The organism is Paenibacillus amylolyticus (assembly GCF_036894225.1).
Lineage (GTDB): Bacteria > Bacillota > Bacilli > Paenibacillales > Paenibacillaceae > Paenibacillus > Paenibacillus amylolyticus.
In genome coordinates, this window is the sequence record NZ_CP145892.1 from 1131882 (window position 1) to 1146422 (window position 14541).

14 protein-coding genes are annotated in these 14541 nt (G+C 42.2%); 11 read left to right on the forward strand and 3 right to left on the reverse strand.

The window, feature by feature from the left end; genetic code table 11:
• Positions 1-68 precede the first annotated feature (68 nt).
• On the reverse strand, positions 69-518 hold the full coding sequence (locus tag V6668_RS05050; RefSeq protein WP_100526525.1) for a hypothetical protein: 450 nt from the start codon (positions 516-518) through the stop codon (positions 69-71).
• A gap of 169 nt (positions 519-687) precedes the next feature.
• Between V6668_RS05050 and V6668_RS05055 the strand changes: the two genes are divergently transcribed.
• On the forward strand, positions 688-1161 hold the full coding sequence (locus V6668_RS05055) for a DUF4362 domain-containing protein (RefSeq protein WP_100526526.1): 474 nt from the start codon (positions 688-690) through the stop codon (positions 1159-1161).
• Between the two features lie 106 nt (positions 1162-1267).
• Here the strand turns inward: V6668_RS05055 and V6668_RS05060 are convergent, their stop codons facing one another.
• Positions 1268-1543, reverse strand: coding sequence for a hypothetical protein (locus tag V6668_RS05060; protein WP_100526527.1), 276 nt, complete (start codon positions 1541-1543; stop codon positions 1268-1270).
• A gap of 117 nt (positions 1544-1660) precedes the next feature.
• On the opposite strand from V6668_RS05060, the gene V6668_RS05065 reads away from it, so the two are divergent.
• From V6668_RS05065 to V6668_RS05100, 8 genes are all read left to right on the forward strand, one after another.
• Positions 1661-2014, forward strand: a complete 354-nt coding sequence (locus tag V6668_RS05065; RefSeq protein WP_133120404.1) for a hypothetical protein — start codon at positions 1661-1663, stop codon at positions 2012-2014.
• Between the two features lie 407 nt (positions 2015-2421).
• Complete coding sequence (locus V6668_RS05070; protein ID WP_133120405.1) at positions 2422-3306, forward strand: DUF4183 domain-containing protein; 885 nt, start codon at positions 2422-2424, stop codon at positions 3304-3306.
• A gap of 82 nt (positions 3307-3388) precedes the next feature.
• Complete coding sequence (locus V6668_RS05075) at positions 3389-3673, forward strand: DUF4183 domain-containing protein (protein ID WP_100526530.1); 285 nt, start codon at positions 3389-3391, stop codon at positions 3671-3673.
• 255 nt (positions 3674-3928) lie between these two features.
• On the forward strand, positions 3929-5104 hold the full coding sequence (locus tag V6668_RS05080) for a WXG100 family type VII secretion target (protein ID WP_338707865.1): 1176 nt from the start codon (positions 3929-3931) through the stop codon (positions 5102-5104).
• Positions 5105-5119: 15 nt separating this feature from the next.
• Positions 5120-5599, forward strand: coding sequence for a hypothetical protein (locus V6668_RS05085; protein ID WP_036606221.1), 480 nt, complete (start codon positions 5120-5122; stop codon positions 5597-5599).
• A gap of 257 nt (positions 5600-5856) precedes the next feature.
• Positions 5857-8994, forward strand: coding sequence for a DEAD/DEAH box helicase (locus V6668_RS05090; protein WP_076319377.1), 3138 nt, complete (start codon positions 5857-5859; stop codon positions 8992-8994).
• Between the two features lie 53 nt (positions 8995-9047).
• The gene (locus V6668_RS05095) at positions 9048-9869 is read left to right on the forward strand and encodes a hypothetical protein (RefSeq protein ID WP_036606223.1); all 822 of its coding nucleotides are present in this window, start codon (positions 9048-9050) and stop codon (positions 9867-9869) included.
• 37 nt (positions 9870-9906) lie between these two features.
• The gene (locus tag V6668_RS05100) at positions 9907-11766 is read left to right on the forward strand and encodes a DUF2075 domain-containing protein (protein WP_036606224.1); all 1860 of its coding nucleotides are present in this window, start codon (positions 9907-9909) and stop codon (positions 11764-11766) included.
• 72 nt (positions 11767-11838) lie between these two features.
• Here V6668_RS05100 and V6668_RS05105 read toward each other — a convergent pair whose 3' ends face one another.
• Positions 11839-12180, reverse strand: coding sequence for a helix-turn-helix domain-containing protein (locus tag V6668_RS05105; RefSeq protein WP_036606225.1), 342 nt, complete (start codon positions 12178-12180; stop codon positions 11839-11841).
• Between the two features lie 141 nt (positions 12181-12321).
• Here V6668_RS05105 and V6668_RS05110 point away from each other — a divergent pair, with 141 nt between their 5' ends.
• Positions 12322-12837, forward strand: coding sequence for a hypothetical protein (locus V6668_RS05110; RefSeq protein WP_051446973.1), 516 nt, complete (start codon positions 12322-12324; stop codon positions 12835-12837).
• Positions 12838-13415: 578 nt separating this feature from the next.
• The gene (locus V6668_RS05115; RefSeq protein ID WP_051446974.1) at positions 13416-14540 is read left to right on the forward strand and encodes a WXG100 family type VII secretion target; all 1125 of its coding nucleotides are present in this window, start codon (positions 13416-13418) and stop codon (positions 14538-14540) included.
• Position 14541 lies beyond the last annotated feature (1 nt).

Here is a 14541-nt window from a genome sequence, read left to right on the forward strand (position 1 = left end):
GAACATGGATCTGAATCGCTTGCGTGAAGGGTTTTTCTTGTTCTTGTATGTAGGTGTGAGAGAAAACATCAATGAAACTGCTCTGCTTCAACTGAGAGATCTAAGTGATGGCCTATTCTGCTATAAATGTACAACTTAATATCCGTGTCTTGTAATGCAAGCAGATTGATCGTTTTATCACTATTTTTGTTGATAGATGTTTCCATAGGTTCACTTACTTCATCTACATACATCTTCACATATACCGTGTGGTTGCTGTTGTTTTCAATCGATATGTTGGCATGTGTTCCATTCGAAGCAACCATTGTGAAGCTGCCGTTGTATGAGGAACGACCTTCATGTTGAGTTGGGGCAATGAGCAGAACAGATGTAGATGTTGGGAAGGAGCGCTCCATTTCATGGGCTAATCCCTTTGACTGCCGTTCGTTCGTTGAAGCTAGAGTCGCTGTATCGGCCGAATGGGTGGATATGAGTACAGATAGAGCCAGTGCTACACCGAGCATTGTTTTTAACGTCATTAAATTAACCCCCTGCTGAATGATAAATCATTAAAATTTTCGTTCCTGTTTATACATTTCTATGATTCTAAACGTTCGGGACAGTGAGGGAGTTACAGATAAATGACAAATTAAGCATAGTCATGCAACAAAGGATAGTATTGAACCGTTTCATACATGAGGTGATGGAATGAGAAAAAGTATGCTTATCCTATCGTTAGCTTTAATGCTGTTAACTGCCTGTCAGGCAAATGATCCATCAATGAATGCTTCCGGAATTACGCAAGCTTTTCCAGAAATTATCGAGCCCCATAATCCAGAGCAAGCGGAGCAAAGCGGGGATGTGGTTGTGCTTCATGGAGGCATACGGAACGAAGATAAGTGGAACACATTTATGAAGAATGTGGAGAAAAAACATCAGGATCAGGTTCGTGTAACGATGTATACCATTGAAGGTGGGCCCATTATCCAGGAATTGATCTATGATGGTACAGCTATTCAATCGACTTACGATAACTCAAGGGATGCCTACGGCTCCAAACAGGGAATGAAGACTGACACCTGCAAAGGGATCGGGACAATGAAGAGTGAGCAGGGACATATTTTTTACGTGTTAACCGGGTGTGAGAAGGAAGAGAACCCCTTTTGGATGCCTAAGTTGTAAATGAGATGTATCCACATGCAAATTCTTAATAAAAACTGTGAAGCCGAGGCTGGTATGCAGGTTTTTGTTTCTATTTGAAAGGTGAAAAATCGAGATTTTATCTGTACTAAGCATTGGACTCTTTATTATAAAACCCATATGTCAAATCATTCTCAGACTGTCCATCGCCCTGAATTTCATAACCCAACTGCACTTCATGATCTGTATAGGTTGCATTATGCATTGTGATGGTAAGCTCATCTACTGTTTTGGTTTGAAATGGGATGTTTGAATCGGGAAGTGCGGATTCTTCTTTATTAGTTACAGAAAAATAAAGCACAAGTTGAAGTATCAATATTATAAGAGCAATAATGATAGCGATGATGATATTCCTTTTGTTCAAAGTGCATCTTCCTTTCAGCGAATAGATTTTTTAATGAAGTGAAATTAATAGTTAATAACCAATTATATCATATTTTGGGTGATGATATAAATGAAGAGGCTTTGGGTGTTATGTATTTTGATACTTTTAGTGACAGGGTGTGGTCAGAACAATAGAGAGAAAGCCATTGATTATCTAACGCAAAATCAAAGAAATGATGCATCACTCATTGTATTTACCGACCGACCTTCGGAGCGACCATTTATTGTTGAATTACAGACGCAATTAAATGAAGTAAATAACGAGAATTTGAGGGCAGAAGGCCCAATAACTAACGTAACCTTTTATAATGTCCGTGATGAAAATAAGTTTAATTATGAGGAGATTTTTGGTCTGAAATCATATCCGTACATGATCCTGTTCGAGAAAGGCGAGATTACACTGGAGACGCAGGAACCGGAAGAGATCGTTCAGCATTTTAAGGAGAGGTAAGAGTCTACTGAAAAGAAGTTTGATCCCGATGGATCGGCTAAGTTAAACATAAAATGTGATCTGTGAGGTCCTACTGGGGAGACAATGAAGCCATGCTGGCAAGACAAAGGACAACTGTAGTAGGACTCTTGTCTTTTTTATTGGGCTTCCCCCATAGTTATTCGCACACTCTCCGAATGTGCTAAGGACATAGTATAGGGCATATATACTGTGTGCCTTGGCCTAAGGAGATGACCATTTTGAAGTATCTGAACAAGAGGACAGCCACCCTCAACAAATTAAGGCCCAGTCGTTCTACGCCGAAATGCAGAAACAAACACTTGGGAAAACGAAAGAGATGCCATATTATCCGTAGATCTAATCGGAGAAAGCGCTGCTCACTGAAGCGTCCATTAAAATCACAGAAAATGGCCCGTGACAAAAAAATCATTGCATTACCGAGAGGGGGAGGCAGCAACCCGGTATGTTGTGAGCCTACCCCCCTGCTCGCTCCGTTGAGACAACGTGAATTGGAGACTGTGAGCTTCCCTGGAACGAAAGGTGTGCCCGGTGCCCAAGGCCCCGCAGGCCCTCACGGCGGGCCGGGTCAACAAGGGGTTCCCGGAGCGCAGGGTCCCGCAGGCCCTCAAGGTGAACCGGGTCAAGTGGGGCTTCCCGGAGCACAGGGTCCTGTTGGTCCTCACGGCGGGCTGGGTCAACCAGGGCTTCCCGGAGCGCAAGGCCCTGCAGGTCCTCAGGGTGAGCCGGGTCAAGCGGGGCTTCCCGGAGCACAGGGTCCGGCAGGCCCTCAAGCTGAGCCGGGTCAACCGGGAATTCCGGGAGCGCAAGGTCCTGTTGGTCCTCAGGGTGAACCGGGTCAAGCAGGACTTCCCGGAGCGCAGGGTCCCGCAGGTCCTCAGGGTGAGCCAGGTCAACCGGGAACTCCCGGAGTCCAAGGACCAACGGGTCCCCAAGGTGAGCAAGGTCCGCCGGGCAGCGTACCCGGAATTGAAATCATTCCTAGGGCAAACCGTTACTTCTATTTTCCGGACACCGATCTGGATTTGTCGAACTCGGTTATAATTTCTGCCACAGAATTCACAAATGACGATGGCGACAGCATAACCGAATTTGCCGGGGGTGGACTTACTAGTTTCAACAATCTTTATATAAACGGGATCGTCCAACCAGGAAACTCATACAGTGTAAGTGCGGAGAGGTTGTTTTTTTCGTCACAAAACGGTGTGATCTTTGCAGGGACACCTATCACTATAGAGATAATTATAATAACAGCCAATATCATAAATGGTTAAAATTGGTTTTAGTTGCTGGTTCCTTTGCCTTCACTACTCCCAAACCTACCACATATACTATGTTAGGTAGGAGGTGAGAAACATGCCACTTGTGACACCCTTTCAGAACAGTTTAAGATTTGCTGCAACCATTGGTGATGGGACCGGCACTGGGGTAACGTTTGCCATTGCTGCGACTGCTTTTACAAACGACGCTGGTGTAGCTGCAACCGCATTTCCAGGCACCTACAACTACTACAATCTTTATATTAATGGCCTTATGCAAACAGCAGATACGTCCTCGGCTACGACGACTACAATTACAATTCCCGGTGGAGATGCATTAAATGATGGGACTCCAATTGTCGTACAATTTGTAGTGTCTTAAAGAAGATTTAATCCTACTGTATCGTTATCTTGTGCGACTTCTATCTGTGATAGAAGTCGTTCTTTTTGTACAAGATATCCAGTCGACTCAACAGCATTCATCCATGCATTAATGTGCAAAAATAGTTACCCAGGTTGTTGCCCAACTACCGGATAACCTCTGAGGAAATGATCCTTCCGTTTGATTCCAATCCTCCTTCTCACTTGTTAAAATTTAGGTACATAAACTACGGTCAGGTTGGCGGGTGATAAGGAAATGCAGAGAATCGAGGTACATCCCGATCTATTGGAGGAAAAGGCCCGGTTGGTCCAGCAGAAGAAACAGGAACTGGAGCGAATGGTCTGGGAACTGGAGAAATCCATTTATATGTTGCAATCCGATTGGTCGGGTGTGACAGGAGAGCGATTCTTTTGGGATTTTATGCAGGTGAAAGAAGTGTTCCCGACTACACTCGGGCTGTTGGACGAAATCCAGAAAGAGTTAACGTTTATCGCCATGAACTTTAGAACAACGGACGGCTCAGGTGAGGTCGCGCTGTACATTCCAGAAGAGCTGAAGCGCAATTTCGCTGTAGGGCTGCTTGATAAATCAGTAGGAGAAACAATAACGGGAATGGGGCAGACGGCAGAAGCTTTCTTCGATAACCCGTTCAGTACAATAGGCAGTGTGGCATATGCCATGACAGTGGGCAAAGTTGTAGACGTTGGGCGAGGTATTCAGTTTGCATGGGATACCGCTTGGGGTACAGGAACAGCGAGGTCAGATATAGAGCAATTTGTAGAAGAACAGAAGAAGCAGATCGATGAGAATGGTGCAGGGTATTACGGTGGGGCGATGACGGGACAGGCCCTGGCGTATGTTTTGTTTGGCAAAGCATTTCGTTCAAAGGACGACATTGGGTCGGGCGGAGGCAAGCCTGAGTCGAATAAGGAGAAAGGAAACGACAGGACGGGTAGAACTCATTATTTAGAATCTGTTAATAAGTTTGAGGATCAAATTCGAAATAAACCCTTGGAACACGGGCAATTTTTTGATAAGAATGGTAATTTAATAGGAGAAACGGTTGTTGGTACTGAAAAGTCTATAAATATAAGTAACCATAAAGATGTAGCTAAAGATACGGTATTTACTCATAACCATCCAACTAACGGGCCTTTCAGTCTTGAAGATATAGCCACTGCAATAGATTTTAATATGGCTGAGATAAGAGCTGTTTCTCCAAATGGTACTAATTTGAGTATGAAACGAGGGGCAGAAGGTTGGAAAGAAAATGCAGAAGACATAGGAATTATATTCGCTAATATTCAAAAAGAGCTAAGAAGTGATCTAAAAGCACAAGAATATTTCAAAACTGGTAATAAAGATGCAGTGTGGGATATGCTATTTGACAGAGTTGCTAAAAAAATAGGTGGGGAATATAAAAAACATTAAAAGGTAGGTTAAACAATGAATAAAGATTTTCTTTACACTAAGCCCTATGTTCCCGGGATAATAGACGATACACCAGTGGACCTCGAATCGTGGTTTCTAGATGATTCAAGAGAGAGGATGGAAGAGAAATTAAGAAATATTTCTCTGAATGACCTAATCATTGAGTTAATTAATATATTTAAAGACGGAGACCCGAATTATCAAGTTCTCTTAGGGTTATTAGGAGAAAAAGTGGTTAAGGAGGCTAGAGAAGACAAGATTGTCTATTGTCTAGGTGATATTTTGCGTGCTGATGACGATATAAAGAGAATTGAGATTGAAACTGATGATGAGGGTCTGAATATAAAGAAAATGAACATTTTTGTTATTCCAGCCGCGCTTTTGGTACTTCAAAAGGAGATAACTAGCCTTTGTGCTGATATTCAAACTCAAAAAACAAGCGATTACTTATCAATCTTTATTAAAGATAAGATGATAACCTTATTTTCAATTTAAGAGAGAAGACTGTCATACTAACTTATAATTCTAAGTGATACAGTGAAAAGATGATATGAGTTGCGCACATCTATGCACGATTTAAAGTCATATCATTAAGCACTTCTACCAGACCACAGGTAAAGGTGCTTTTTCCTATGAAATCAAACAACTAATGAAATCTTCCACAGATTGGTCGATAATATAGAAGAAGCAACTTTCAGCTAACATATACATAGAGAACTATCCACAAATCCTAACTCTCGCGAGGTACATTCATGAAACAAGGCATATATGAACAGCTTATCAACACCATCACCAGACAGGAGATTTCGGCGCTGGACCCGGATGTGTATAACATTGGGACCGAGAAGTTGAATGCAGAGGAAGCGCGCAAGCTGCTGTCCACGTATTTGGCGGCGGTAACCCGGCGAGCGCTCAAGATTGTGCGGGAACAGACGGAAGATAAAACGGCAGTATTGGCGCAGATTCGAACGTGTAATGAGATTATTGCTACCTTGAAAGGTACGCTGGGGGAAGAAGAGTACAATGAATTGCAACTGGATGAGCAGGGGGAAGTGTTGACCCATGTGTATTCCAAGCTGAACAGCATTCGTGCAGTCCGGGATACCAAAATCGTTCGTCCAGATACGCCCATCTCCCAAAGTTCTTTATTCACAGGTGCAAAGTCCGAGCCGAGTATGTTATTGGAGTTGCAAAAGGAGATCGTGACAGCCGATCGGATCGACTGGTTGGTGTCATTTATCAAATTCAGCGGACTTCGCCTGCTGCTGGAACAGCTTCAACAGTTCACGGCTAGTGGCGGGAAGCTGCGGATCATCACGACCACCTATATGGAGGCAACCGACCTAAAGGCCATCACTGAACTCAGCAAATTACCTAACACAGAGATCCAGATTTCGTATGATACCAAAGTGACCCGGCTGCACGCCAAAACGTATATTTTCCACCGCGATACCGGGTTCACAACAGCCTATGTCGGCTCCTCTAACCTATCCAACCCAGCGCTGACCAGTGGTATGGAGTGGAACCTCAAGGTGACGGAGAAAGATTCACTCGATGTGCTGCGCAAGATTGAAGCGACCTTCGAGAGTTACTGGAATGACCGTGAATTCACGCGATATGTAGCTGAGGATGAAGGGCATGAGGCACAGTTGAAGGCGGCTCTGAATCGTAAAAAAGATCAGTCCAACCACTTTCACCTCGACATCCAGCCTTACGATTACCAAAAAGAAGTGCTGGAACAGCTGAACGCCGAGCGTACGTTGTATGGACGAACCCGCAACCTGATCGTCGCCGCCACAGGCGTTGGCAAAACGGTCATCTCTGCCTTCGACTACAAGCGATTCCGGGCAAGCCATACGGGAGCAAAGCTGCTTTTTGTTGCCCATCGGGAAGAAATCTTGAAGCAAAGTCGGGACACGTTCCGGTATATCCTGAAGGATATGAACTTTGGTGAGCTGCATGTCGGGAATTACCGAGCAGAGGCGCTGGATCACTTGTTTGTTAGTATTCAGAGTCTTAACTCCATGAAGCTGACGGAGATCACTAGCCCAGACTATTACGATTACATCATTGTGGATGAATTCCATCATGCGGCTGCACCTTCATACCAGAAGCTGTTGTCCCATTACGAACCGAAGATTTTGCTGGGACTCACCGCGACGCCTGAACGGATGGATGGCAAAGACATTACCGCCTACTTCGATCATACGATTGCCGCCGAGATCCGTCTAACCGATGCAATTGACCGCAAGCTCCTGAGCCCTTTTCAATATTTTGGCGTCACCGATACTGTCGATCTATCTCAGGTGAAGTGGTCGCGTAAAGGCTACGATCTGAACGAACTGGAGAAGCTCTACACTCATAACAAAATCCGTGCCAACCAGATCATCCAAAGTCTGAACAAATACGTAACCGATCTGGACGATGTGAAGGGGCTTGGTTTCTGCGTAGGGGTGGATCATGCAATGTATATGGCAAAAATATTTAACGAAGCCGGCATTCCATCCATGGCCCTGCATGGCGGGTCGAGCGAACAGGAACGTCATTCTGCGAAAGGACAGCTGGTGAACGGGGAACTGCGCATGATCTTTGTCGTTGATCTGTACAATGAGGGCGTGGATATCCCTGAGGTGAACACCATCCTGTTCCTGCGTCCTACCGAGAGTCTGACCGTATTCCTGCAACAGTTGGGACGTGGACTACGGATGGCGGATGGTAAAGAGTGCCTGACCGTGCTCGACTTCATCGGGCAAGCGCATCAGGAGTACAGGTTCCAGGATAAATTCCGCGCCCTGATTGGCGCTACCAAACATTCCATCTCGTACTACGTCGAGAACGGCTTTTCGAACCTGCCTCGCGGCACGTTCATTCAATTGGAAAAACAAGCGAAGGAATACGTCATGCGCAACCTCAAGCAGATGAGTCGTAATCGCAGAGCGTTGATCCAGAAGCTGCAAACGTTCCAGCAAGACACCGGACTACCGCTGACCTTGGCTCATTTTGTTGAACATCACGGGATGACACTAGTTGAATTGTATGGTGGACGTACGGGCAAAAGGTATTTCCGCGGCATGTTGGCCGAAGCCGGATTAACAGCACCCATCGAAGATGAATACGAGGAGTACATCCGCAGACTGCCGTCTGTGCTTACGATTAACTCCCGAAGCTGGCTGACGTTCCTGATCGACTTTATTGAAAAAGGCAAAGAAGCAACCACCGCCGATGAACGGCGCATGTTGATTATGTTCTATTACACCTTCCATCGAGCTGCGCCCGAGAAGCTAGGACTGACCAGCATCGAAGAGGGTGTGCAGCGTGTGCTGTCTTGTGAAGCATACCGAGCAGAACTTGTGGATATTTTTAAATATAATCTGGCTCATCTGCGATTTGTGGATAAAAGCAATTCGTTCCCGTACACTTGTCCACTGGATATCCACTGTCTGTACTCTATTGACCAAGTACTTGCCGCCTTCGGTTACTGGAATGCCCAGCAATCACCTGCCTTCCGTGAAGGCGTGAAGTATTTTGCAGATGAACAGACCGATATTTTCTTCATTACGTTGAACAAATCGGACAAAGATTTCTCACCCTCCACATTGTACGAGGATTATGCGATTAACGAGCGTCTATTCCACTGGCAGACACAGAGCAGGGTGTCGGAGCATACAGCTACCGCGCAGCGGTATATTCATCACCGCCAGACAGGCCACCGGATCGTGCTGTTCGTGCGGGAGTATAAGGAGGAGCATAACTATACCTCTCCATTTGTTTTCCTGGGCGAAGCAGATTATGTGAGTCATGAGGGGAACAAACCGATGAGCTTTGTATGGCGACTGCGGGAAGAGATGCCTGCGAAGATGGTGGCGGTGGCGAATAAGTGTATTGTTTGAAGATTATTTGAAAATATAAGTTATATTATAAGTTGGAATGGAGCTGTAAGAAAGTGTGGAGTCAAATTGCGGAATGGTCAATAATATCAAAAATTAGTGGTCTGGGCAGTATAATTGTTTTCATTGGAACTTTAGTTGCTTTTATAAGAAAAAATCAAATAATAACTACTGTAACGTCTACTAAAATCGAGCAATTATTCTTCACTAAAGAAAAGAAGTTATATGTTAGAATGTTTAAATTTTTCATGAATTTTATTTTTTCTGTTTTGTGTAGTTGCCTTATAATTATTTTCTTTTACGAAATTAAAATTAGTTCGTCCATTGTCTACTATATTCTATGGGGAACTATTACTAGTTATGTTGTTCTAATTTATGTATCTTATTTTAAGATAGATGTTTTTGATAGATTACTTCCAAAAGCCAATAAATTTATTGTGGTATCCATAATCTTTATTTTTCATATTGGATGTTTGTTCTCATTTATACCTGGTTTTTTAGTTGCGACAATTTTAGAAAGTCAATTATCTATAAACTTTAATATAATTGAACAGTTGTTAGGTTCTATTATAGCTATTCTTTTAACCATTACCTTCGTGAATATTTGTTTTGTTGCTTTGACAATTCAGACAGCAACGCAACTATTGAAGAAATACAATAAATACTCTGAGGAGTGTTTTTACATTAAGGCTAAGGACAATATAAAATGGTATATCTATTATCCTATTGATAATGAGTATTTTTTACTTGGTAATGAGTTACATATTGAGGAAGCGACAGTATTCCGCACAAAACAACGATCAGAGATACTCTCTGAAAAAATTTATTTTTTAAGATTATTGAGAAACGGAGAAGAATCAATAGATTATCACATATAAAAATCAGATGAATTAATTCAATTACAGGCGGCGCATCATGATTATCTACAGCAGTAACGCATTAGCTTTCCGGGAATCAGTTGATAACAACCAAATTACAGTTCAGATTGAAGAAGCATTCATTAAAGGCATGGGAAAAAGACCTAATCAAGGGGAAGTACGAGCTTGGAACAACTCTATGCAGTTTATGGAGAAAATTATCCGTAATTCGAAGGTAGCAGATGACTGCGGAATATTGATTGAATATAATATTCCTTCTACAAGTAAGCGGATAGATTTTATCATTGCAGGTCAGGATGAACAGAAGAATGATAACTTTGTGATCGTTGAGTTAAAACAATGGGATTCAGTAGAGGCTATGGATCGAGAAGATGTAGTAAGGGCTTTTATAGGAGGTAGGACAAGAGAGACACCGCATCCTTCGTATCAAGCTTGGTCATACAAACAATATTTGAGTGATATGAATGAGGCTGTATACTCTAAAGATATTAACGGATACTCATGTGCATATCTACATAATTACAGAAAAGTTCAGCCTGACCCTCTCCAATATAATCAATATCAGGATATCATCCGTGAAGCTCCTTTGTTTCTAGCTGATGATGCATCTAAACTTCAAGATTTTCTGAAAAGGCATGTAGGTGAAGGAAATGGAGTTAATTTACTTTATTTAATTGAGAACGGTAAGATTCGTCCTTCCAAGAAGCTAATCGATCATATCGATGGATTATTTCAAGGGAACTCTGATTTTGTTTTACTTGATGAGCAGAAGGTTGCATACGAGGCCATTATGAGCCTTGCCAAGCAAACAGATGTAAAACGCACAATCATTGTGCAAGGTGGGCCTGGAACAGGTAAATCAGTGATATCTATGAATGCCCTTGGTGGATTACTTAAAAATAAGTTGAATGTTAAATTCATTGCCCCGAATGCTTCATTCCGGACGGTTATGGTAGAGACCTTGACTCAGCGACAAGCTAGAAACAAAACTAGGACAAAGATGTTATTTACGGGATCAAGTCAGTTTTACAAAGAGCCAGCTGATATGTTCGACGTACTTGTAGTGGATGAGGCGCATCGTTTAAAAGGTAAAGGAGCATATCAATATCTTGGGGAGAATCAGATCGAGGATATCATAAAAGCATCTAAAGTGAATGTGTTTTTCATAGATGACTTTCAACGTATTCGTCCTGAAGATATAGGTTCTATAGACGAGATTAAACGTTTAGCTGCCCTATATGATTCGGAAGTGCATGAATATTCACTAGCAGCACAGTTCCGTTGTTCTGGAGCAGAAGGATTTTTGAATTGGGTTGATGATGCTTTACAGATTCGTCCCACCGCTAATTTCGATGGTTGGGATCAAGATTCTTTTGAATTCAAATTAGTAGATACGCCTAACGAAGTATACGATCTAATCAAAAGTAAAAACGATCAGGGATATAAGGCGAGGATGTTAGCAGGATTTGCTTGGAATTGGACAGCTGATAAAGAAGGTAATCGCAATGGGGAAATTCCGGATGTCACTATTGAAGAACATCGTTTTGCTATGCCTTGGAATGCACGTTCTATATCAAGCACCTGGGCAATTCATGAGAGTGGTATAGATCAGATCGGGTGCGTTCATACATCTCAAGGTCTTGAATTTGATTATGTAGGCGTAATTATAGGGAATGATCTTAAATTCGATTCGGAGAAAATGGAACTTTATTCAGATTATGATGAGTACAAAGATAGAATGGGAAAACGAGGGCTTAAATTTAAGAATGAGGAACTAACAAAACTTATCAAAAATATTTATAAAATTTTGATGTCTCGGGGTATGAAAGGTTGTTATGTTTACTGTCGGGATCAAGAATTGATGAATTATTTATGTAGCAGAGCAAATTCAAAATGATGTGTACCATGGACTGTGCAAAGTAGAGAGAAACCCTATCCGTCCATAAATGGACGGATAGGGTTCGTGCTTTCACATCAATATTCCTTTAATAACATTTTTGGCTACTCGAATATTATCAGGAGAAGAATCTCTTAGCAGTTGTACAATTTCTTTGATTTGTTTCTCATCTTCAGTTACTTCAAACTCTTCTTCTATATAAGCAAATAATTGAATCAAATTAACATCCAAAGATTCAGCGATCTTTGCGAGGTTTACCAAAGAAACATTCTTTTCTCCACGTTCGATCTGTCCTATGTATGAAAAATGAAATCCACCTTTTTCTCCGAGGGATTCCTGTGAATACCCTCTTTCTTTGCGTAGTGCGCGAATTCTGGCTCCGACCAGCTTCAGAACTTCTCTGTCCTCGTTCATGGTATTCACCTCTCTATGTTCAAAAGTGTAGACAAGTTTCCTCAAGGTAAACACCAAACGAAGAATACAAATAATCTAATTGATTACTATATGTATCATTTTATTGTATAATACTGGTATTAACTCTTTGGAGGGATGACAATGGCAAGAAATTGGTCCATAACCGTAGCACATTGTAATCACCAAGTAGATTTTACCCCACGTTTGCAAGACCATGATATCTCCACACAACCTAGTTCCAAACATACTCCTGCTTACCACATGCTACGTACCACAATAATGGCCTACCACCAACATGCTAAGTATCATCTCAAACTTTCCGCCATCATGTGTAATCACAATCAGTTTAAAGCCTGCCTAATTCTATGTGATTGGGCTCTAGCTTCCATGATTAAGGCGCTTTATATCCATAAGTATCATTCAGTTCATCCCCCCAAAGAACTCACCATGAATGAAATCTTGCCTTTAGTGCATACGGACACTGAACTCGGATTGGATATTGCATTGTTCATCGGCACGATGCAACATATGTCATCTTTGGAGGATTGTCCACACGATCAACCACTAAAACTAAACAACATCGAAAGTCTTATTCAACGAACGGAAGAGATATTGGATGATCTATCTGCACGTTTGATGAAGGATTCATCAGAGTAAGATGTTTTTTTAATTGATCATTTGGGTTAAATGTTTGATTTATCTATGTTACGCTTACAAGATGACATCATCCAAATAAAGGATATATGATGCAGAGAATACAAAGGATGCTCTTTGCTTTGCGTCTAGAAAGTAGGTGTACATTTTGAAAAGAGTGATTGCTATCGTGTTTTTCATATTATCTATATTGGAATTGGTTACTCTAATCCTAATTGGTAAAAGCATGATGACTGGATACATGGAACCGAGTACGTTTAGAGGGATAATTTCATTCCCACTAGGCGCTACGTACCTCTCGATCTGGATGTTCTTTTCACGGCAAGAGTTTACCGGAGGACGAGTCGCGGCACAGATCAGTTTTACAGCGGCATTGTTAACGGCGTGCCCGTTGGTGTGTTTGTTAATTATTTTCTGTTAAATCAAGAGATTAAGAAGATTTCCTTTGAATTAAGACCTACGAAGTACGTTGTTGGAAATATTGTTATGGTGAGAAAGGAAAGATTAGGATGTTAGAAGGATGTATATACATCAAGCTTCTGCTAACATGGTAAAATCCTATTTCAAACGCGGAGAATGATATGAGTACAATTAAAGTGACACCAGAGCAACTGTTGTATGTATCCAGACAGATCGAGCAGGGTAGGCAGCAGTTGGAGGGTATACGTAATGACCTGACCGCACGGATCGGATTCATCCAGTCTCAGTGGGCGGGAGCAACACAAGAACGATTTTTCTATGATTTTCAGCAGTCACGTTCAGTACTTGATCGAGCACTGGAAAGTATGGTTAAGTCATCCCAAGATCTGTTCGCGATTGCTGAGAGATTCGAACAAGCAGATCAGGAACAGGTGAGCTTGGGAGCCGTTGCTGGACAGATTGCTGTCCATACAATGATGAACCATAATATAAGTAACACAGAAGAACAACGACGAATGGTATATAACCCTTTGTTTGGAGTTAACATGCCTGCCAGTGAAGCAGAGGATGGGATGCCAGGGCAAAAGGAGTTTGTTAAGTATTGGGAACAGGGTGGTACCTATGAGGAAATGAGGGCTGGGCCTAAGCAACCGGTGTCTAGTGGGGGAGATATATATGATGAACAGATCAGCGCATTTAAGGAAGGTCATCATCCCGTAACTGGAGAATCCATACCTGCATGGCAAGCAGCAGTTTCTATTGGAGGTTTACAGACTGCTAAGCTCGTGTTGGCTTTTACAGGAACGTATAATAGGGGTTATAAGGTTCCGAAAGATGGATCAGTTCTATCAAAATCTAGGTTAGATGGTGTGAGAGAGAGGACTTCTTCTAATAAAAGTCCCACGCCTGAACATGGAACTAAATTAACCAAGGAATCGACTACTGTAATAGGGAATTCGGCGGTTCTAAATACGATGGAATCGAAGTCGAAATTTTACAAAAAAGAGCTAGCGTACGATTGTTCGGAAATTGCAGATGATTTAGCTCATGCGGCAGGTGGGAGAGGCGAGATTTTCACGATTAAATCGAGGACAGAATTAAAGGATATCCAAGTTAAAGAGTATGGGGAGATGAAATCATACGTTTACCATACTGTATATTCTGATGGCAAATATATATATGATCCTCGTCTGACTAGTGATCCCGTTCCTGTAAAGGAATACATGGATACAGTGAGTAGACAGAACAATGGTGATATTGTAGTAAGTAAACGTACTCTCAAATGAG